The organism is Geodermatophilus sp. SYSU D00696, from assembly GCF_054050235.1.
Genome location: NZ_JBJGYY010000002.1, coordinates 243,139 through 263,509, shown reverse-complemented (window position 1 = coordinate 263,509; position 20,371 = coordinate 243,139). Strand labels below are relative to the sequence as shown.

18 protein-coding genes are annotated in these 20,371 nt (G+C 75.4%); 6 read left to right on the top strand and 12 right to left on the bottom strand.

Annotation, left to right across the window (positions count from 1 at the left end; genetic code table 11):
- Window positions 1-34: 34 nt before the first annotated feature.
- The 3 genes from ACI79O_RS02945 (at window position 35) to disA (ending at window position 3,265) form a co-directional block, all read left to right on the top strand.
- Window positions 35-658 (top strand): hypothetical protein, encoded by a 624-nt coding sequence (locus tag ACI79O_RS02945; RefSeq protein ID WP_456893105.1) that lies wholly within the window; start codon window positions 35-37, stop codon window positions 656-658.
- 36 nt (window positions 659-694) lie between these two features.
- Window positions 695-2,068, top strand: coding sequence for a DNA repair protein RadA (gene radA, locus ACI79O_RS02940; RefSeq protein ID WP_456913327.1), 1,374 nt, complete (start codon window positions 695-697; stop codon window positions 2,066-2,068).
- A gap of 108 nt (window positions 2,069-2,176) precedes the next feature.
- Entirely contained in the window at window positions 2,177-3,265 is a 1,089-nt protein-coding gene (gene disA, locus ACI79O_RS02935) for a DNA integrity scanning diadenylate cyclase DisA (protein ID WP_456913326.1), read from the top strand.
- A gap of 25 nt (window positions 3,266-3,290) precedes the next feature.
- Here the strand turns inward: disA and ACI79O_RS02930 are convergent, their stop codons facing one another.
- The gene (locus tag ACI79O_RS02930) at window positions 3,291-3,965 is read right to left on the bottom strand and encodes a MucR family transcriptional regulator (RefSeq protein WP_456913325.1); all 675 of its coding nucleotides are present in this window, start codon (window positions 3,963-3,965) and stop codon (window positions 3,291-3,293) included.
- A 77-nt stretch (window positions 3,966-4,042) separates the two neighbouring features.
- Between ACI79O_RS02930 and ACI79O_RS02925 the strand changes: the two genes are divergently transcribed.
- Window positions 4,043-4,918 (top strand): A/G-specific adenine glycosylase, encoded by an 876-nt coding sequence (locus ACI79O_RS02925; RefSeq protein WP_456913324.1) that lies wholly within the window; start codon window positions 4,043-4,045, stop codon window positions 4,916-4,918.
- A 69-nt stretch (window positions 4,919-4,987) separates the two neighbouring features.
- Window positions 4,988-5,905, top strand: coding sequence for a GNAT family N-acetyltransferase (locus ACI79O_RS02920; protein ID WP_456913323.1), 918 nt, complete (start codon window positions 4,988-4,990; stop codon window positions 5,903-5,905).
- Window positions 5,906-6,207: 302 nt separating this feature from the next.
- Here ACI79O_RS02920 and ACI79O_RS02915 read toward each other — a convergent pair whose 3' ends face one another.
- The 9 genes from ACI79O_RS02915 to ACI79O_RS02875 all read right to left on the bottom strand — a co-directional run bounded on the left by ACI79O_RS02915 (window position 6,208) and on the right by ACI79O_RS02875 (window position 16,875).
- Entirely contained in the window at window positions 6,208-8,751 is a 2,544-nt protein-coding gene (locus ACI79O_RS02915) for an ATP-dependent Clp protease ATP-binding subunit (protein WP_456893115.1), read from the bottom strand.
- Window positions 8,752-9,145: 394 nt separating this feature from the next.
- Entirely contained in the window at window positions 9,146-9,499 is a 354-nt protein-coding gene (locus ACI79O_RS02910; protein WP_456875113.1) for a histone-like nucleoid-structuring protein Lsr2, read from the bottom strand.
- 158 nt (window positions 9,500-9,657) lie between these two features.
- Window positions 9,658-11,160 (bottom strand): lysine--tRNA ligase, encoded by a 1,503-nt coding sequence (gene lysS / locus ACI79O_RS02905; protein ID WP_456893117.1) that lies wholly within the window; start codon window positions 11,158-11,160, stop codon window positions 9,658-9,660.
- Window positions 11,161-11,201: 41 nt separating this feature from the next.
- Complete coding sequence (locus tag ACI79O_RS02900; protein WP_456875115.1) at window positions 11,202-11,996, bottom strand: type III pantothenate kinase; 795 nt, start codon at window positions 11,994-11,996, stop codon at window positions 11,202-11,204.
- 6 nt (window positions 11,997-12,002) lie between these two features.
- Window positions 12,003-12,908: a carboxylating nicotinate-nucleotide diphosphorylase gene (nadC, locus tag ACI79O_RS02895; protein WP_456913322.1), complete on the bottom strand. Its 906-nt coding sequence runs from the start codon at window positions 12,906-12,908 to the stop codon at window positions 12,003-12,005.
- Window positions 12,909-12,984: 76 nt separating this feature from the next.
- The gene (locus tag ACI79O_RS02890; protein WP_456893121.1) at window positions 12,985-14,667 is read right to left on the bottom strand and encodes an L-aspartate oxidase; all 1,683 of its coding nucleotides are present in this window, start codon (window positions 14,665-14,667) and stop codon (window positions 12,985-12,987) included.
- Window positions 14,664-15,089 carry an aspartate 1-decarboxylase gene (gene panD / locus ACI79O_RS02885; protein ID WP_456893123.1) on the bottom strand — a complete coding sequence of 142 codons (426 nt, stop codon included), beginning with the start codon at window positions 15,087-15,089 and terminating at the stop codon, window positions 14,664-14,666. Before panD ends, ACI79O_RS02890 begins: the two co-directional genes overlap by 4 nt.
- Window positions 15,086-15,934, bottom strand: coding sequence for a pantoate--beta-alanine ligase (gene panC, locus ACI79O_RS02880; RefSeq protein WP_456913321.1), 849 nt, complete (start codon window positions 15,932-15,934; stop codon window positions 15,086-15,088). Before panC ends, panD begins: the two co-directional genes overlap by 4 nt.
- On the bottom strand, window positions 15,931-16,875 hold the full coding sequence (locus ACI79O_RS02875; RefSeq protein ID WP_456875120.1) for a Rossmann-like and DUF2520 domain-containing protein: 945 nt from the start codon (window positions 16,873-16,875) through the stop codon (window positions 15,931-15,933). The genes panC and ACI79O_RS02875 overlap by 4 nt, the downstream gene beginning before the upstream one ends.
- 303 nt (window positions 16,876-17,178) lie before the next feature.
- Between ACI79O_RS02875 and ACI79O_RS02870 the strand changes: the two genes are divergently transcribed.
- Complete coding sequence (locus ACI79O_RS02870) at window positions 17,179-17,925, top strand: SDR family oxidoreductase (RefSeq protein WP_456893129.1); 747 nt, start codon at window positions 17,179-17,181, stop codon at window positions 17,923-17,925.
- Between the two features lie 19 nt (window positions 17,926-17,944).
- On the opposite strand, the gene ACI79O_RS02865 is transcribed toward ACI79O_RS02870, so the two are convergent.
- Complete coding sequence (locus ACI79O_RS02865; RefSeq protein WP_456913320.1) at window positions 17,945-19,096, bottom strand: DUF6779 domain-containing protein; 1,152 nt, start codon at window positions 19,094-19,096, stop codon at window positions 17,945-17,947.
- 164 nt (window positions 19,097-19,260) lie between these two features.
- Window positions 19,261-20,271, bottom strand: coding sequence for a glycine betaine ABC transporter substrate-binding protein (locus ACI79O_RS02860; protein ID WP_456913319.1), 1,011 nt, complete (start codon window positions 20,269-20,271; stop codon window positions 19,261-19,263).
- Window positions 20,272-20,371 lie beyond the last annotated feature (100 nt).

Genomic DNA, 20,371 nt, shown 5'->3' with positions numbered 1-20,371 from the left:
CCGCGCGCTGCGCGCTGCCCTGACGGGTGCTCTCGTGATCAGCCCCGTCGCGCTCGGTGCGTGCAGCGCCGGGCAGGTCTCGCAGACCGGCACCCAGGACCGCGACAAGGTCGGGCCGCAGGCCCAGGTCGAGGACGTCCTCCTGCGCCAGGTGCTGATCGCCTACCCGGACGAGAACGCCTACGAGGAGGGCGACGACGCGGTGCTGGTCATGACCATCGTCAACGCCTCGAACGAGGACGAGACCCTCACCGGGATCGAGGGCGAGGGCTTCTCGGGCATCCGGGTCTCCGGCACCGGCCCGACCCCGTCGCCGTCGTCCCCGGCGGGCAACCAGCCCACCACCGCGCCCGCGCCCGGTACGACCGGCGCCACGGGCGGCTCGGACCTGTCGCTGGAGATCCCCGCCGACACGGCGCTCTACATCGGCCAGGACGGCGACGCGACCATCACGCTGCAGGACCTCGCCGAGCCGCTGACGCCGGGGCAGACGCTGCCCCTCACGCTGACCTTCGAGCAGGCCGGGGAGATCGAGATCGAGGCGCTCGTGGGCCAGCCCGAGGAGGAACTCGAGCGCGGTGAGGCCTTCGACTTCCACGAGGGCGAGGCCGGCGAGGCCGAGAACCCGGAGAGCGAGGAGGACACCCAGACGGAGTGAGGCGGGACTGTCGGTCCCCCCACCTACCGTGACGGGGTGCCCCCCTCCGGAGTGAAGCCCGCCCGTCCCGCCCACCGCTGCACCGAGTGCGGCTACGCGTCGGCGAAGTGGGTCGGCCGCTGCCCGGAGTGCCAGGCCTGGGGCACGCTCCAGGAGGTCGGCGCCACGGCGCCCGCGCTGCGGGCGGTCGCCGCCGGCCCGGTCACCGCGCCGGCCCGGCCGATCGCGCAGGTCGAGCTCACCGGCGCCCGCGCGGTGCCCACCGGCATCCCCGAGTTCGACCGCGTCCTCGGCGGCGGCCTGGTGCCCGGCGCGGTGGTGCTGGTGGCGGGCGAGCCCGGGGTGGGCAAGTCCACGCTGCTGCTCGAGGTCGCCCACCGGGTCGCGGCGGCAGGCGGCCCCACGCTGGTGGTGTCCGGCGAGGAGTCCGCGGCGCAGGTGCGGTTGCGCGCCGAGCGGATCGACGCGCTGCACGAGCGGCTCTACCTGGCCGCCGAGACCGAGCTGTCGGCCGTCCTCGCGCACGTGGAGCAGGTCGCCCCCTCGCTTCTGGTGCTCGACAGCGTGCAGACCGTCCGCTCCCCCGCCGTCGACGGCACCGACGGCGGCGCCTCTCAGGTCCGCGCGGTCGCCACGGCGCTGACCGCCGTCGCCAAGTCGCGCGGGATGACGACGATCCTGGTCGGGCACGTCACCAAGGACGGCGCGATCGCCGGCCCGCGGGCGCTCGAGCACCTGGTCGACGTGGTCGTCTCCTTCGACGGCGAGCGGCACTCCACGCTGCGCCTGGTCCGGGCCACGAAGAACCGCTTCGGCCCGGCCGACGAGATCGGCTGCTTCGAGATCGGCGACCGCGGCGTCGTCGGCGTCCCCGACCCGTCCCACCTGTTCGTCTCCCGCCGCACCGCGTCGGTGCCCGGCAGCTGCGTCACGGTGACGATGGAGGGCAGCCGGCCGCTGCTGGCCGAGGTGCAGGCGCTGGTGGCCACCAGCGCCGGCGGCGGCTCGCCCCGCCGGGCGGTGAGCGGGCTGGACTCCCAGCGGGTCGCGATGGTCAACGCCGTCGTCGAGCGCCGCGGCGGGGTGCGGCTGGCCGACGCCGACGTGTTCGCCGCCTCGGTCGGCGGGGTGAAGATCGCCGAGCCGGCGGCCGACCTCGCACTGGCGCTGGCCATCGCGTCGGCGTCGAAGGACACCCCGTTGCCCGAGGGGATGGTGGCGCTGGGCGAGGTGGGCCTGTCCGGCGAGATCCGCCGGGTCGGCGGCACCGGCCGGCGGCTGGCCGAGGCGGCCCGCCAGGGGTACCGGCTGGCGCTCGTGCCGCCGGACGCCGGGACGGCCCCCAAGGGGATGCGGCTGATGCAGGTCCCCGACCTCGGTGCGGCGCTGGCCGGGCTGTTCCCCGGATGAGGCCGGCTGTGCCGCTCGGCGTCCGGGCGCCCGCACCCCGCTCCCGACCCGCCGCGACGCGGGACCCGTAGACTCGGCGGTCGAACCGCGACGACGTCAGGAGCGCCCGTGCCCCCCGCTGTGGACTCCGAGGTCGCCCTGCGCGGACTCCTCGGCCGCATCGCCCCGGGCACGGCGCTGCGCGACGGGCTGGAGCGGATCCTGGCCGGCCGCACCGGTGCGCTGATCGTGCTGGGCTACGACCGGGTCGTGGAGTCCATCTGCACCGGCGGGTTCGCCCTCGACGTCGCGCTGTCGGCCACCCGGCTGCGCGAGCTGGCCAAGATGGACGGCGCGGTCATCCTCTCCTCCGACGGCCTGCGCATCGTGCGGGCGGGCGTGCACCTCATGCCCGACCCGACGGTCCCCACCGAGGAGTCGGGCACCCGCCACCGGACCGCCGAGCGGGTCGCCGTGCAGACCGGCTTCCCGGTGATCTCGGTGAGCCAGTCGATGCACATCATCAGCGTCTACGTCGCCGGCCGGCGGTACACCCTCGAGCACCCGACGACGATCCTCGCCCGCGCCAACCAGGCCCTGGCGGCGCTGGAGCGCTACAAGCTGCGGCTCGACGAGGTCGCCAGCACCCTGTCGGCGCTGGAGATCGAGGACCTGGTCACCGTCCGCGACGCGATGAGCGTCAGCCAGCGGCTGGAGATGGTCCGCCGGATCGCCGACGAGATCGAGGGTTTCGTCGTCGAGCTGGGCACCGACGGCCGGCTGCTCGCGCTGCAGCTCGACGAGATGCTCGCCGGCGTGGAGGAGGACCGCGCACTGCTGGTGCGCGACTACATGCCCGGCGGTGCCGCCCGCCGCCCGCGGACCATCGAGGACGTGCTGGCCGAGCTGCGCACGCTGTCGGCCACCGAGCTGCTGGACCTCTCCGCGGTCGCCCGCTGCTACGGCCTGCCCACCTCGGCCGACGCGCTGGACTCCCCCGTCAGCCCGCGCGGCTACCGGCTGCTGGCCCGGGTGCCGCGCCTGCCGGCCGCGATCATCGACCGGCTGGTCGAGCACTTCGGCGGGCTGCAGAAGCTGCTGGCGGCCACCATCGAGGACCTGCTGGCCGTCGACGGCGTCGGCGAGGCCCGGGCCCGCGGCATCCGCGAGGGGCTGTCCCGGCTGGCCGAGACCTCGATCCTCGACCGCTACAGCTGAACGAAGGCCCCCCGGGGGCCACAGGTCAGGTGACCTGCAGGGGGGCGTCCGGGCTGGTCTTGGTGTCCAGCCGCGCTCGCACCACGTAGGTCCCCGGCCCCACCGGCACGCGTGCCGCGGTGCAGGTCGGCTCGCTGGTCAGGCCGCTCCAGGTCAGCGGGAAGACGACCTGCTCGCCGGGTGCCAGCGTGCGGGTGTCGCTGCTGGTCTCGGGCCGGCAGTCGTTGCTGCCCCACAGCCGGGCGCCGGCGCCGTCGAGCAGCACCATCTCCTGCAGCTGCTTGTCCAGCACCCGGGTGCACGGCACGGGCGCGGTGTTGGTGACGACGAGCTCGAGCACCGGGGCGGACCCGGCGGGCACCGTGCCGGGCGTGCGGACCTCGAGGGCGATGACGTCGTCCCCGCACGGCGCGTCGGCCTGCTGCGCCGGCGGGGCGGGCTGCTGCGGTGGCGGCGGCGTGGTGCTGGGCGCCGGGGTCGGCGTCCGGACGCTGGCCAGCGAGGGGACCACCCGGTCGAGCGCGGGGGTGCCGGCCGGGGAGGACGACGAGCCGGCCGCCGCGGCGCTGTCCCCGGAGCCGGTCAGCAGCGAGACGCCGAGCCAGCCGCCACCGCCGAGCACGGCGAGCAGCACGGCCAGCACCAGCAGGCGCCGTCGCCAGTAGACGGCGGACGGCAGCGGTCCGACCGGGTGCAGCACGAGACGGACGGTAGTGCCCCCTCGTCCCGCCGCCGCACGGGGCACGCCGCCGACCGGGCCGGGCACACTGGACCCCCGTGAGCAGCACGGCCGGACTCGGGGACGCCCTCGTCGACTGGTACGACACCGCCGCCCGGGACCTGCCGTGGCGGCGTCCCGGTGTGGACCCGTGGGCGGTGCTGGTCAGCGAGGTGATGCTGCAGCAGACACCGGTGGCGCGGGTCGAGCCGGTGTGGACGGCGTGGATGGCGCGCTGGCCCACGCCGGCGGACCTGGCCGACGCCTCACCGGCGGAGGTCATCCGCGCCTGGGGCAAGCTCGGCTACCCGCGCCGGGCGCTGCGGCTGCGCGAGACCGCCGTCGCCCTGACCGAGCGGCACGGAGGGACCGTCCCGGCCGACGTGGCGGCCCTGGAGGCCCTGCCGGGCGTGGGGACCTACACGGCCCGGGCGGTGGCCTGCTTCGGCCACGGGCAGCCCCAGCCGGTCGTGGACACCAACGTGCGCCGGGTCGTGGCCCGGCTGGTGCACGGCCGCGCCGAGGCGGGCACCGCGCGGGCGTCCGACCTCGCCGACGTCGCGGCGCTGGCGCCGGCCGACCGGGAGCGGGCCTGCCGGTTCTCGGTGGCGGCGATGGAACTCGGCGCGCTGGTCTGCGTCGCCCGGACGCCGCGCTGCGCCGTCTGCCCGGTGCGCGAGCGCTGCGCCTGGCGGCTGGCGGGCTCTCCGGCCGCCGACGGGCCGCCGCGGCGGGTGCAGCGCTTCGCCGGGACCGACCGGCAGGTGCGCGGCCGGCTGCTCGACGTCCTGCGGGCCGCGGACGGCCCGGTGCCGGCCGAGGTCCTCGACGCCGCGTGGGACGACGCCGTGCAGCGCGCCCGCTGCCTGGACTCGCTGCTGGCCGACGGGCTGGTCGAGCAGTCCGCCGACGGGAGGTTCCGACTCCCCCACTGACCGGCCCGCGACACCTCGCGCCACCGAAACCGGTCGTGCGACGGCCCCGCGGCGCGGTTCACTGGGCCCGTGCAGCTGCCCGGGGAGCTCACCGCCCGACCCCTGACCGCGGGAGACGCCCGTGCGGTCTACGAGCTGATGGCCGCCCAGGAGCTGCACGACATCGGCACCGTCGAGATCGAGGAGGCCGACATCGTCGGGGACTGGCAGCGTCCCAGCTTCGACGTACCCGCCAGCACGCTCGGCGTCTTCGACGGCAGCCGGCTGGTCGCCTACGCCGAGGTCTCGGGCGAGGGACGTGGTGATGCCGCCGTGCACCTGCAGTACCGCGGACGGGGCATCGGCACGGCGCTGGCGGCCTGGACCCGGCAGCTGGCACGCGAACGCGGCGCCCCGGTCCTCGGCATGTCCGTGCCCCAGGGCTCCCCCGCGGACGTCCTGCTGGCGCACCTCGGCTACGACGTCCGGTGGACCTCGTGGCTGCTGGAGCTCCCCGAGGACACGCGGATCGAGGCCCAGCCCCTGCCGGACGGGTACTCCATCCGGACGGCGGCCGGCGAGGCGGACCACCGGGCCGCCTGGACGGTGGTCGAGGACGCCTTCCTCGAGTGGTCGCAGCGGGACCGGCGGTCGTTCGAGGACTTCGCCGCGACGACCGTGCGCCGCCCCGGTTTCGAGCCGTGGCACCTGCGGGTCGTCGCGGACCCGCACGGCGATGTGGTCGGTGCCTGCTTCCTGGTCACCGGTGGCCCGGACGGCTACGTCGACAAGCTCGCGGTGCGCCGGGACCGGCGCGGGCTCGGGCTGGCCCGGGCCCTCCTCGCGGACGCCTTCGCCAACGCCCGCCGGCACGGCGCCACGCGCTGCGAGCTGTCCACCGACTCCCGCACCGGCGCCCTCAGCCTCTACGAGCGGGTCGGGATGGTCGTCACCGGCACCTGGGTGCACCGCGCCGTGGACCTCGGCCCGGTCGCCGCCGCCCGCTGACCGGATCGCCGGGAGACGGAGACCACACCGGCCGGCGACGTCGTCGCGGGGTGGTCCGTGGCGGGCAGGTGGCCGATCGTGCGGGAGACGGTCACCGCTCCCGGCACCGTGGCCGGTCCACCCTCCCCGCCTGACCCCGCCGCCCGCCGTCCTCCCTCACCGCAGCGCGTCCTCCCTCACGTCCCACCGTGCGGGAGGACGCGCCACGATCAGGTCACCTGATCGTGGCGCCGACTCCGGACGCGGCGAGGGCCGCCCCCCGCGGTGCGGGAGACGGCCCTCGTCGGTGGTGCGGTGTGGGACTACTTCTTCTCCAGGGACGTGGGGCCGCCCTGGCCGTCCTCGTCGTCGCCGACGGTGAGCGCCACCGGGGGCGTGTCGGGCACGTCGATCGGCTTGGCCTCGCCGCGGAAGGTGAACTTCGCGGTCGGGCCCTCGCCCTCGACGTCCACCACGATGATCTGACCAGCGGTCAGCTCGCCGTAGAGGATCTTCTCCGACAGCGCGTCCTCGATCTCGCGCTGGATGGTCCGGCGCAGCGGCCGGGCGCCCAGCACCGGGTCGAACCCGCGGGCCGCCAGCAGCTTCTTGGCGTCCTGCGTGATCTCCAGCGACATGTCCTTGTTCGCCAGCTGGCTCTCCACACGGGCGACCATGAGGTCGACGATCTCGATGATCTCGTCCTCGGTCAGCTGGTGGAACACGACGATGTCGTCGATGCGGTTGAGGAACTCCGGCCGGAAGTGCTGCTTGAGCTCCTCGTTGACCTTGTTCTTCATCCGCTCGTAGTTGGACTGGGTGTCGTTGCCGACCTGGAAGCCCAGCCCCACCGCCTTGGAGATGTCGCGCGTCCCAAGGTTGGTCGTGAGGATCAGGATCGTGTTCTTGAAGTCCACGATCCGGCCCTGACCGTCGGTGAGCCGGCCGTCCTCCAGCACCTGCAGGAGCGTGTTGAACACGTCCGCGTGCGCCTTCTCGATCTCGTCGAAGAGGACCACCGAGAACGGCTTGCGCCGCACCTTCTCGGTCAGCTGGCCGCCCTCGTCGTAACCGACGTAGCCGGGAGGCGCACCGACCAGACGCGACACGGTGAACCGGTCGTGGAACTCGCCCATGTCGATCTGGATGAGAGCGTCGTCCTCACCGAAGAGGAACTGCGCGAGCGCCTTGGCCAGCTCGGTCTTACCGACACCCGAGGGGCCGGCGAAGATGAACGAGCCACCGGGGCGACGCGGGTCCTTGAGGCCCGCGCGGGTGCGCCGGATCGCCTGGCTGACGCTCTTGATGGCCTCTTCCTGGCCGATGATCCGCTTGTGGAGCTCCTCCTCCATGCGGAGCAGACGCGTGGTCTCCTCCTCGGTGAGCTTGAAGACGGGGATCCCGGTCCAGTTGGCCAGCACCTCGGCGATCTGCTCGTCGTCGACCTCGGCGACGACGTCCATGTCACCGGCCTTCCACGCCTTCTCGCGCTCGGCCTTCTCGCCCAGGAGCTGCTTCTCCTTGTCGCGCAGCGAGGCGGCCTTCTCGAAGTCCTGCGCGTCGATCGCGGACTCCTTCTCGCGCCGGATGCCGGCGATCCGCTCGTCGAACTCGCGCAGGTCCGGCGGCGCGGTCATCCGCTTGATCCGCATCCGGGCACCAGCCTCGTCGATCAGGTCGATCGCCTTGTCCGGCAGGAAGCGGTCGGAGATGTACCGGTCGGCCAGCGTGGCGGCGGCGACGAGTGCGCCGTCGGTGATGCTGATCCGGTGGTGCGCCTCGTAGCGGTCGCGCAGGCCCTTGAGGATCTCGATCGTGTGGGTGAGCGTCGGCTCGCCCACCTGGATCGGCTGGAAGCGGCGCTCGAGGGCGGCGTCCTTCTCCAGGTGCTTGCGGTACTCGTCGAGCGTGGTGGCACCGATCGTCTGCAGCTCACCACGGGCCAGCATCGGCTTGAGGATGCTGGCGGCGTCGATCGCGCCCTCGGCGGCACCGGCACCGACGAGGGTGTGGATCTCGTCGATGAACAGGATGATGTCGCCGCGGGTGCGGATCTCCTTGAGCACCTTCTTCAGGCGCTCCTCGAAGTCACCGCGGTAGCGCGACCCGGCGACCAGCGCGCCGAGGTCGAGGGTGTAGAGCTGCTTGTCCTTCAGCGTCTCGGGGACCTCGCCCTTGACGATGGCCTGCGCGAGGCCCTCGACGACGGCGGTCTTGCCGACGCCGGGCTCGCCGATGAGGACGGGGTTGTTCTTGGTCCGCCGCGAGAGGACCTGCATGACCCGCTCGATCTCCTTCGACCGGCCGATGACCGGGTCGAGCTTGGAGTCGCGGGCGGCCTGCGTCAGGTTGCGGCCGAACTGGTCGAGCACCAGCGACGTCGACGGGGTGCCCTCGGAGGGGCCGCCGGCCGCGGCCGGCTCCTTGCCCTGGTAGCCCGAGAGCAGCTGGATGACCTGCTGGCGGACGCGGTTGAGGTCGGCACCCAGCTTGACCAGGACCTGCGCGGCGACGCCCTCGCCCTCGCGGATCAGGCCGAGCAGGATGTGCTCGGTGCCGATGTAGTTGTGACCGAGCTGCAGGGCCTCGCGCAGGGACAGCTCGAGGACCTTCTTCGCCCGCGGCGTGAAGGGGATGTGCCCGGACGGGGCCTGCTGGCCCTGGCCGATGATCTCCTCGACCTGCTGGCGGACGCCCTCGAGCGAGATGCCGAGGGACTCGAGGGCCTTGGCAGCGACGCCCTCACCCTCGTGGATGAGGCCCAGGAGGATGTGCTCGGTGCCGATGTAGTTGTGGTTGAGCATCCTGGCCTCTTCCTGCGCCAGGACGACCACCCGTCGGGCTCGGTCGGTGAACCGTTCGAACATGCGCTGCTTCTCCTCTGACCGGCTGGTCCGGCACTGCCCTCCCCGCTCGTGGAGAGGAGCACCCGACGTCCGTCGGCGCGCTGGGGCACCGGTCTTTCCACTGTAGTCACGGACCACGCCGTCCTGTCGGCCTCGACCGGCGGGCGGTGGGTGGCTGTCCGGGTCAACCGATGGTGCACGGACGGTGTTCCGATCCGGTTTACGCCGACAGCGGACGGCGCGTCGCGGCAGGGACGCCGACGGCCCGGCACCCGAGTGGGTGCCGGGCCGTCGGTGACCTGCTGGATCAGCCCCTCGCAGGGGCCCACCCCGAGCGGGGTGACGTGCTGGAACGGCCCCCTCGCAGGGGCCCACCCCGAGCGGAGCGAGGGGTGGGGGGCGAGGGGGTCCTTCCTCAGTGGGCCGCTTCGTAGGCCTCGACGACGCTGGCGGGGATGCGGCCGCGGTCGCTGACCTCGTGGCCGTTCTTGCGGGCCCACTCGCGGATGGCGCCGGCCTGCTCGCGGTCCATGCGACCGCCGCCGGTGGCGCGGGAACGGCCGCCACCGGAGGCCCGGCCGCCGCTCCCGCGACCGACCTTGCGGGCGGCCTGCACGTAACGGGAGAACGCGTCACGCAGTTCCTTGGCGTTCTTCTCCGACAGGTCGATCTCGTAGTTCGTGCCGTCGAGGGAGAAGCTCACCGTCTCGTCGGCGGGGACGTCCTCGTCGAGGTCGTCGCTGAGGATCACCTGGACCTTGCGTGCCATTCCTTCTACCTCACTCCTTCTCGGCCCCCGTGGCCGGACGATTGGTCGCCGTCCTCGCGGACAACGCGGCCATTCCACCACACGACGGCACAATAGGACGAATTGCACACCGCGGTTCGCCCAATTCGGGGAGAAAGTGTCCGATCGGGACGCGCGGTTCAGGAAATCGGCCGCACCAAAGGGAACAGGATCGTCTCCCGGATACCGAGACCGGTGAGCGTCATCATCAGCCGGTCGATGCCCATCCCGACCCCGCCGCTGGGCGGCATGCCGTACTCGAGGGCCTCGAGGAAGTCCTCGTCGAGGACCATCGCCTCCGGGTCGCCCGCGGCGGCCAGCAGCGCCTGCTGGGTGAACCGCTCGCGCTGCACCACGGGGTCGACGAGCTCGGAGTAGCCGGTCCCGCGCTCGACGCCCCCGATGTAGAGGTCCCACTTCTCGGCCAGGCCCGGCGTCGTGCGGTGCGCGCGGGTCAGCGGCGAGGTGTCCACGGGGTAGTCGACGACGAAGGTCGGCGCCTGCAGGGAGTCCTGCACCAGCGCCTCGAACAGCTCCTCCACCACCTTGCCGGGGAGCCACGCCGGGTCCACGCCGACGTCGTGCCGCTCCGCGAGGGCCCGCAGGTGCTCGACCGGCGTCTCCGGGGTGACCTCCTCGCCGACGGCGTCGGACACCAGGGAGTACAGCGGCACCTGCGGCCACTCCCCCGACAGGTCGATCTCGGTGCCGTCGTGGTGGCGGGCGGTGTGGTCGCCGAACAGCGCCGCGCAGCTCTCCTGGACCAGCTCCCGGGTGGTGCGCGCGACGCCGGCGTAGTCGGTCCAGGCCTCGTAGAACTCGAGCATCGCGAACTCCGGCGAGTGCGAGCTGTCGGCGCCCTCGTTGCGGAAGTTGCGGTTGATCTCGAAGACCTTCTCCAGCCCGCCCACGATGCACCGCTTGAGGAACAGCTCCGGTGCGATCCGCAGGTACAGGTCGAGGTCGAAGGCGTTCATGTGGGTGCGGAACGGCCGGGCCGCGGCACCGCCGTGGACCGTCTGCAGCATCGGCGTCTCGACCTCGAGGAACCCGCGGGCGGTGAGGCCGGCCCGCAGCGCCGCCACCACCGCGGCCCGCTGGCGGACGGTCCGGCGCGCCTCGTCGCGGACGATGAGGTCGACGTAGCGGCGGCGGACCCGCAGCTCCTCGCTCATCGGCTTGTGCGCCACCGGCAGCGGCCGCAGCGCCTTGGCGGCCAGCCGCCAGGAGTCGGCGAACACCGACAGCTCGCCCCGCCGCGACGTCCCGACCTCGCCCTCGACGACGACGTGGTCGCCGAGGTCGACGTCGGCCTTCCAGGCGTCGAGCGCCTCCTCCCCGACCCGGTCGCGGGAGAGCATGACCTGCAGCTCGGCGTCGCCCTCGCGCAGCGTCGCGAAGCAGAGCTTGCCGGTGTTGCGGCTGAAGATGACCCGGCCGGTGACGCCGACCCGCTCACCGGTCATCGTGTCGGGCTCGAGGTCGGGGTGCTCGGCGCGGACGTCGGCCAGCGACGTCGTGCGCCCCACCGTGACCGGGTAGGGGTCGGTGCCGGCCTCGCGCAGCCGGTCGAGCTTGGCGCGCCGCACGCGCAGCTGCTCGGGGAGCTCGTCGTCCGGGGGGCCGGGAGGCAGGTCGCTCACGGCGCCCGAGCCTACGGGCGTGCGCCCCACCACCCCGGCGGCTACCGGCGGCCGGCCGCCTGCTGGCGCGCGAAGGCCAGCCGCAGCCCGTGCACCGTGAGGTCGGGCTCCCGGGCGCCGATGGACCGGCAGCTGTCGGCCACCAGGGGCGCCAGCCCGCCGGTGGCGACGACGACCGGCGCGCGGCCGAACTGCGCCTCCAGCTCGGCGCCGATCCGGTCGACCAGCCCGTCGACCAGCCCGGCGAAGCCGAGCACGACCCCCGACTGCAGCGCGGCGACCGTGTTCTTGCCGATGGCCTGCGCCGGGACGGTCAGCTCGACCGAGCGCAGCTGAGCGGCGCGGGAGGCGAGCGCCTCCAGGCTGACCTCGAGGCCCGGCGCCAGCGCGCCGCCGAGGAACTGCCCGTCCGGTCCGACGGCGTCCACGTTGGTCGAGGTGCCGAAGTCGACGACGACGACCGGCCGGGAGCGCCCGTCGGGCGCGGTGCCGAACAGCTCGTGGGCGGCCAGCGCGGTGACCACGCGGTCGGCGCCGACCTCGCGCGGGTTGTCCACGTGCAGCGGGACGCCGGTGCGCACGCCGGGGCCGATGAGCACGACCGGCACCTCGAGGGACTCCAGCAGCCCGCGCAGCGCCGGCAGCAGGGCCGGCACCGTCGAGCAGGCGGCGACGCCGGTGACCTCGGTGTCGCGCAGCAGGCCGCGCCAGAGCATCCGCAGCTCGTCGGAGGTGGCCCGCGGGTGGGTGGTCACCCGCCAGCAGCCGACCCGGCGGGCGCCGTCGAAGGTGGCCAGCACGGTCTGGCTGTTGCCGACGTCGACGGTGAGCAGCACGGCCGGTCAGCTCCGCAGGTCGAGGGCGAGGTCGAGGATCGGCGAGGAGTGCGTGAGCGCGCCCACCGACAGGAAGTCCACCCCGGTCGCGGCGACCTCGCGGGCGACGGCGAGGGTCAGTCCGCCGGTGGCCTCGAGCTCCGCGCGGCCCCCGACCAGCGCGACCACCTCGCGCAGCCGCGCGGGGGGCATGTTGTCCAGCAGCAGGAAATCGGCGCCGGCCTCGACCGCCTCGGCCGCCTGGGCCGGGGTGTCGGCCTCCACCTGCACCGGCACCCGCGGCGCCCGCTCGCGGACGGCGGCCACCGCGGCGCCCACCGAGCCGGCGGCGGCGACGTGGTTGTCCTTCACCATCGCGACGTCGTAGAGGCCCATGCGCTTGTTCGACCCGCCGCCGCAGCGCACGGCGTACTTCTCCAGCGGGCGCAGGCCGGGCGTGGTCTTGCGGGTGTCGAGGACGACCGCCCCGGTGCCCTCGACGGCGTCCACCCAGGCCCGGGTCGCGGTGGCGATGCCGCTGGCGCGGCTGGCGATGTTCAGCGCGCTCCGCTCGGCGGCCAGCAGCGCCCGCACCGGCCCGCGCACGGTCAGCAGCACGTCGCCCCGGGTCACCCGGTCGCCGTCGGCGGCCCCGGCGGTGAGCGTGGCGCCGGGGGCGAGCCTGGTGAACACCCGGGCCGCGACCGGCAGGCCTGCGACGACGCCGTCGGCGCGGGCGACCAGGTCGGCGGTGCCGTACTGCGCCGGGGGGACGGTGGCGGCGCTGGTGACGTCCAGGGCGACGGCGAGGTCCGGCTCGCTCGGCAGCACCGCGCCCCCGGCGAGGTCCTCGGCCAGCGTGCGCTCGACCAGCTCCTCGACCCACGCCTCCGACAGGCCCGTGCCCTCGAGCGAGCGCGGGTCTCCGCTCACCATGCCTCCCGTTCGCTCCCGCGGGGCGCTCCGCTCCTCGCTCGTTCCTCGCTGCGATGCTCACGCCCCTGTCCGCTCACCACGGGGACACCACCGGCGCGCCCACCGGGCGGCGGGTCAGCGACAGCCGTCCGTCCCCGCCGAGGCGGACGTCGAGGTGCACCCGCCACCGGTCCTCGCTGTCGGGGTGGTCCTCGCGCCAGTGGCAGCCGCGGGTCTCCTCCCGCGCGGTGGCCGCCGCGGTCAGCGCGCTCGCGACGGTGAGCAGCCCGGTGGCCTCCCAGCTGTCCACGCCGGGCGCCGCACCGGGCCCGCCGGCCAGCGAGGCGGCCAGCCCGGCCAGCGTGTGCGTGGCCTCGGCCAGCCCGGCGCCCGAGCGCAGCGCCGCGACGCGGCCCGACATCGTGTCGGTGACCACGCGGCGGCCGGCCGGGTCGAGCAGCCCGCCGGTCGCCGGCGCCGCGTCGACCGCGGGGGCCGACGGCGGCAGCGAGCGGGCCAGGTCCGCGCCGATGCGGGCGGCGAAGACCAGCCCCTCGAGCAGCGAGTTCGACGCCAGCCGGTTGGCCCCGTGCACGCCGGTGCAGGCCACCTCCCCGCACGCGTAGAGGCCCGCGACGGTGGTGCGCCCGGACAGGTCGGTGACCAGCCCGCCGGAGGCGTAGTGCGCCGCGGGCGTGACCGGCACCAGCTCGGTGACCGGGTCGACGTCGCCCGCCCGGCAGCGGGCGACGATCGTCGGGAACCGCTGCGCCAGGCCGTCGATGCCGCGGGCGTCGAGCCAGACGTGGTCCACCCCGTCGCGCAGCTGCACCCGGGTGATCGCCTTGGCGACCACGTCGCGCGGGGCGAGCTCGGCCAGCGGGTGGACGCCGAGCATGAACCGCTCCCCCGCGCCGTCGCGCAGCACCGCGCCCTCGCCGCGCAGCGCCTCGCTGACCAGCGGCTGCTGGCCGCGCACGCCCGGGCCCAGGTACAGCGACGTCGGGTGGAACTGCACGAACTCCAGGTCGGTGGCGACGGCCCCCGCCCGCAGGCCCAGCGCCACGCCGTCACCGGTGGACACCGGCGGGTTGGTGGTGGCGGCGTAGACCTGCCCCATCCCGCCGGTGGCGAGCACGACGGCGCGCGAGCGCACCGCGCCGACGCCGTCCTCGGTGCCCTCGCCGAGGACGTGCAGGGTGACCCCCGCCGCCCGCCCGGTGGCGTCGGTGAGCAGGTCGAGCACCATCGCGTGCTCGACGAGGGTGATGCCGGGGTCGGCGTGCACGGCCTCGCACAGCGCCCGCATGACCTCGGCCCCGGTGGCGTCGCCGCCGGCGTGCACGATCCGGTCGGCGGAGTGCCCGCCCTCGCGAGTGAGCAGGAGCCGGCCGGAGGGGTCGCGGTCGAAGCCGGCGCCCCAGTCGATGAGCTGGTGCAGCCGCGCCGGGCCCTCGGTCACCAGCGCGTGCACCGCGGCGGGCTCGCACAGCCCGACGCCGGCCACCTCGGTGTCGCGGGCGTGCGCCTCCGGGGTGTCGGCCGGGTCGAGGACCGCGGCGATGCCACCCTGCGCCCAGCGGGTCGAGCCGTCGTCGACCCGGACCTTGGTGACCACGGCGACCGACAGGCCCGCGGCACGGGCGTGCAGCGCGACGCACAGCCCGGCGACGCCGGAGCCGACGACGCAGACGTCGGCCGACAGCTCCCACCCGGGCGCCGGCGCGGCCAGCCGGGTGGGCAGCCCGACCACCGGGTCGGCCGCCAGCGTGGTCACCGGACCGGCACGCCCAGGTCGCTGCGCCGCTGGTCGGTGGCGCCGGGCACCGGGGCGGAGGGGTCGCCGCCGAGCTCGACGACGCGGTTGGCGCCGTCGACGTGCACGACCTTCGGGATGTACGCCTTGGCCTCGGTCTCGTCCATGAGGCCGTAGCTGATCAGGATGACCAGGTCGCCGGGGTGCACCAGGTGCGCGGCGGCGCCGTTGATGCCGATGACGCCGCTGCCCCGCTCGCCGGGGATGACGTAGGTCTCCAGCCGGGCGCCGTTGGTCACGTCGACGATCGCCACCTGCTCGCCGGGCAGCAGGTCGGCGGCGTCGAGCAGGTCCTCGTCGACGGTCACCGAGCCCACGTAGTGCAGGTCGGCCTGGGTCACCGTCGCCCGGTGGATCTTGGACTTGAGCATCGTGCGCATCATCGGGGGCCTCCCAGTCGGACGGCGGTGTTGTCGAGGAGTCGGGTGCTGCCGGCGCGGACGGCGACCAGCAGGCGGGCGGGGCCGGCCGTGGGGGCGCGGCCGAGGTCGGGGTCGGTGAGCTCGAGGTAGTCGGGCACCAGCTCGGGCGCGGTGGCGAGGACCTCCCGCGCGGCGGCGAGGACGGCGCCCGCGCCCCGCGGCCCGGCGTCCGCGCCGGCGCACAGCGCCCGGTGCACCGTCGCGGCGCGGGCCCGCTCGTCGGGCGCGAGGTAGCGGTTGCGGCTCGACAGCGCCAGGCCGTCGTCCTCGCGGGCGGTGGGGACGCCGACGACCTCCACCGGCAGTGCGAGCTCGCGCACCATCGCGCGCACGAGCGTGAGCTGCTGGTAGTCCTTCTCGCCGAAGAACGCCAGGTCGGGCCGGGCCAGGCCGAACAGCTTGGCGACGACGGTCAGCACGCCGGCGAAGTGCCCGGGCCGCACCGCGCCCTCGAGCACGCCGCCGAGCGGGCCGGGGTCGACGGTGACGCCGAGCGCACCGGACGGGTAGACCTCCCCGACCGGCGGGTGGAAGACGACGTCGGCGCGCTCCTCGGTGAGCGCGGCGAGGTCGGCGTCCCAGGTGCGGGGGTAGCGGTCGAGGTCCTCGCCGGGCCCGAACTGGGTCGGGTTGACGAACACCGAGACGACGACGCTGCCGGCCCGCTCCCGGGCGGCGCGCACCAGCGTCCGGTGCCCCTCGTGCAGCGCGCCCATGGTGGGCACCAGGGCGACCGGGCCGGGCAGGCCGGCGACCACCTCGCGCAGCTCCGCGGCGGTCCCGGCGACGGCCGGAGGAGAGGTCACCGGGAGCCCGCCGGGTCCGCGGCCTCGTAGAGCAGGTCGAGCAGGGGCGCACCCTCGTGCCGCTTGAGCCGGCCGGCCGCCAGCGCGCGCTCGGTGGTCCGCTGGGCCATCGCCACGTAGGCGGCCACCGACGCCGGGGCCCGGTCGGTGAGCGTCTCGAGGTGGTCGGCGACGGTACCGACGTCGCCGCGGCTGACCGGGCCGGTGAGCCCGCGGTCGCCGCGCCGCAGCCCGTTGTCCAGCGCGGCGGTGAGCAGCGGGGCGAGCACGCGGGCGGGGCTGTCGACGCCGGCGCTGCGCAGCAGGTCGGCCGCCTCGGCGACCAGGGTGACCAGGTGGTTCGCGCCGGTGACCAGCGCGGCGTGGTAGAGCCGCCGGTCGGCCTCGGCGACGAAGAACGGCTCGCCGCCCATCTCGAGCACCAGGGTCTCGGCGACCGCCCGGTGCAGGGGCCGGCTGGTGACGCCGAACGGCGCGCCGGTGAGCCGGTCGGCGTCCTCGGGGGCGCCGGTGAAGGTCATGGCCGGGTGCAGCGCGAGCGGCAGGACGCCGGCCTGCTCCGCGGGCCCGAGCACCGACAGGCCGTGCGCGCCGGAGGTGTGGAAGGCGATCTGGCCGGCCCGCCAGTGGCCCGTACCGGCCAGACCCGCGACCAGGCCGGCCAGCGTGTCGTCGGGGACGGCGAGGACGACGAGGTCGGAGGCGGCGACGACCTCGTCGGCGGGCAGCAGCGGGACACCTGGCAGCAGCCGGGCCGCGCGCTCGGCGGAGGCGGTGGACACACCGGAGGCGGCGACCACGTCGTGGCCGGCGGTGGCGAGGGCGGCGCCCAGGACCGACCCGACACGGCCGGCCCCGATGACCCCGACGCGGAGCCGGGCGGGAGCGCTGTCGGCGGGCGGGAGCCCGGCAGCGCGGGGGGTCCTGCGGGCAGCAGGCATCGCGGTCACCTCTCGTTCCAGTCCCTGGCGGGTACCGGACTCGGTGGCCGGGCCGACGTCGTCGTCCCGGGTGTGCGGGGTCGTGCGGGGTGGTGCCGGCGGGAGGCCTGCTGCGACCGGGTGTGTCACGCGGGCGACGCGCTGATGGCGAGTGTGTGACGGCCCGCCGTCGCCTGCAACGCGCCGGGCCTGTGGAGTGGGTCACTCCGCCTCCGGGGGTGGCGCGGGCGGTGGACGGGCCGGTCCTTACGGTGTGCGCGGCACCGGCGCCGACGCGGTGGCCGGCGGACACGAGGGGGTTCGGTGGGCACGTTCGAGGGACGCACCGCGCTGGTCACCGGCGGCAGCCGCGGCATCGGGCTGGCGATCGCCCGCAGCCTGGTCGACCGGGGGGCCCGGGTGGTGCTCACCGCCCGCAAGGCCGAGGCGCTGGAGGAGGCGGTCGCCGCGCTCGGCGGCCCCGAGGTGGCGGTGGGGGTGCCGGGCAATGCCGGCGACGCCGCGCACCGCGCCGAGGCCGTGCGCACCGCGGTCGAGCGCTTCGGCAGCCTCGACCACCTGGTCGGCAACGTCGGCATCAACCCGGTCTACGGCCCGCTGGTGGACCTCGACCTCGACGCCTTCCGCAAGATCCTCGACACCAACGTCGTCGGCACGCTGGGCCTGGTGCAGGAGGCCTGGCGGGCGTGGATGGGCGAGCACGGCGGCTCGGTGCTCGTGGTGGCCTCGGTGGCCGGGCTCAAGGCCTCCCCGAACATCGCCGGCTACGGGGTGAGCAAGGCGGCGCTGGTCAACCTGGTGACCCAGCTCGCCGTCGAGCTCGGCCCCACGGTGACGGTCAACGCGGTGGCCCCGGCCGTCGTGAAGACCCGGTTCGCCGGCGCGCTGTACGAGGGCCGCGAGGCGGAGGCCGCCCGCGCCTACCCCGTCGGCCGCCTCGGTGAGCCCGAGGACGTGGGCGAGGCCGCGGCCTACCTGCTCGGCGCGGGCTGGGTCACCGGCCAGACGCTGGTGCTCGACGGCGGCGCGCTCTCCCGCGGCCCGGCGTGACCGGCCGCTGCGCGGTGGCCTACTCGCGGTAGCGCCGGCGGCGGCCGCCGGGGGTCACGCCGCTCTCGGCGAGGATCCGCGCGAGCCGGGCGGCGCCGGGGTCGTCCGGGATGTCCGCGGCCCGGCCGGGCGACGGGGTGCTCGCACCGGCGTGGCCGGCCGCGACGGCGTGCACGGCGGGCCGCTGCACGGTGGGCCGCTCGGTGGTCACGGGGACGGGCAGGTCGACCGGCAGGTCGGTGCGGCGGCGGCCCAGCGGCGCCCGGTCGGCGGGCGCGGGGACGGCCGGGGCGTCGTCGAGCATCCCGCGCGCGGCCAGCCACTCGCGGGGCGAGTCGGCCGGCCGGGGCGGCGGCGGGGGGACGGCGGGCAGGGGGCGGGCGACCGGCGCGGGCGGCGGCGGGGGCGGGGGCGGCGGCTCAGGCCAGGGGTCCGGCCGGGGCTCGTCGCGGGCGGCCTCGACCGTGACGGTCGACGCGGGCACCGCGGGCCAGCTGCCCGACAGCCCCCGGGCCACGTCGGCCGACCACGCGGCGGCGGCCGGCTCCAGCGGTTCGAGGCCCGGCCCGGTGCGCACCGACTGGGCGTGCATCACCACCCGCTCGACCCGCATCTCCCCCGACAGCGGGCCGCCGAGCTGGCCGGTCAGCTCGGCGCGCAGCCGGCCGACGTCGGCCCGCAGTGCGCCGAGCCCGGAGAGTTCCGCGTGCAGCTCCCGCTGCAGGGCGCCGGCCGCGGTGACCTCGCGACGGAGGTCATCGAGCCCGGACAGCCCCTCCCGCAGGCCGGCGAGCTCGCCGCGCAGTGCATCGAGCTCGCGGCGCACGGCGGCCTCGGCGTCGCGGCGGGTCCGGTCGGTGCGCTCCCGCTCGGTGTCGCGGACGGCGGCGAGCTCCCGCTGGTGGGCGGCGTGCAGGTCGGCCCGGTCGGCGGCGGCCGCGGGCTCGTCGTCGTCGCGGGCGGGGCGGGCGGTGGCGAACGCGGCCAGCAGGCAGGCCCAGGCGACCGAGACGACGGCGATCCGCAGCACCTGCGGGTCCTCGCTCAGGAAGACCACGGCCGTGGCCGCGACGGCGGCGAGGCAGCCGAGGGCCAGGCCCGCGACCCGCCGGGACGACCCCGCTCCGCTCGCCGCGCGACGGGCTCTGCCGTCCTCTCCCGTCGTCCGCACGGCGCTCAGCGTAACGCTGCGCGAGCCCTCGACTGCGTCACGGAGTCGCCCCGTGTCCGCCCGCGCGCGGCACCCTCCCGACCCGAGTGGGCAGTTGCGGTCCACGACACGCGCCGGCACGTCGTGTCGCGGACCGTCGACTGCTCACTCGGCACCGCGAGTCGTCAGCCCTGCGCCAGGGCGCCGTCGGAGCTGAAGACCAGGCCCATGGAGACCTCGCCCTGCTGGATCGCGGCCTTGGTCAGCGGGCCGCCGGCGTCGAACTCGCGGAACTCGGCGAACTGCAGACCGTAGGTCTCTTCGAGGCCCGGCTGGCAGAACGGCCGGGTCGGGCACTCGGCCGGACCGCCCAGGACCAGCGACCCGTCGCCGCAGGCGTCGGCGAGCTCGGACAGCGTGCTCACGCCCAGCTGGTCGGCGAACTCCTGCGTGACGGCGAAGGCGTTCTGGTCGGCGGCCTCCGACGGCGTGCCGAAGGTCAGCCCGACCTGGTCGGCCAGCGGCTGGAGCGCGTCGCGGGTGGCCTGCGGGTCGCCGCTGGCGATCGGGGTGGGGTTGGGCCCGTTGACCTGCGCGTTGAGCGCCTCGGTGACGGTGGCCAGGTACTCCGGGAAGACCTGCAGGTCGGTTCCCGAGATCAGCGCCGGGAGGTAGGTGTCGCGGTTGCCGACCTCGCGGACCGAGGCGTCGAACCCGGCGGCGTCGAGGACCCCGGCGTAGACGTTGGCCAGGATCGTCGACTCGGTGAAGTTGCCGGCGCCGACGATGATCGGCCCGCTGCCCTGCTCGAGCCCGTCGGTGACCCCGCTCTCCTCGACCCACGCGGCGGCGACGTCCTCGGCGCTCTGGCGCTCGAGGTCGACCGCGGCGTTGAGCTCGATCAGCTGGTCGGTGGTCATCGCGGCGGAGACCGCGTCGAGCGCCGGTACCAGGGCCGGGTTGGCCGAGGCGGTGGCCGAGGTGATCGCCGGGACGATGTTGTCGGCGTTCTGCAGCTGCTGGTCGTCCTCGAGGACGACGAGCTGGTCGCCGGCCACCGGGGCGCAGGCGTCGCCGCTGGCCGCCGAACCGCTGGCGGTGGACCCACCGGTGCCGGACGACCCCGACTCGCCGCAGGCGGCGGTGAGCAGCAGCCCGGTGAGGAAGAGGGGGGCGAGTGCGCGTGGCTGACGCATGCTGTCCGCCTTCTGTGTCCCGTGCGGCGTGGCGCCGCGACGCGTGTCTGGCGGGGGTCCCCGCGCGCACATGCAACCGTCCGGCTCCGGTGCAGGGCAA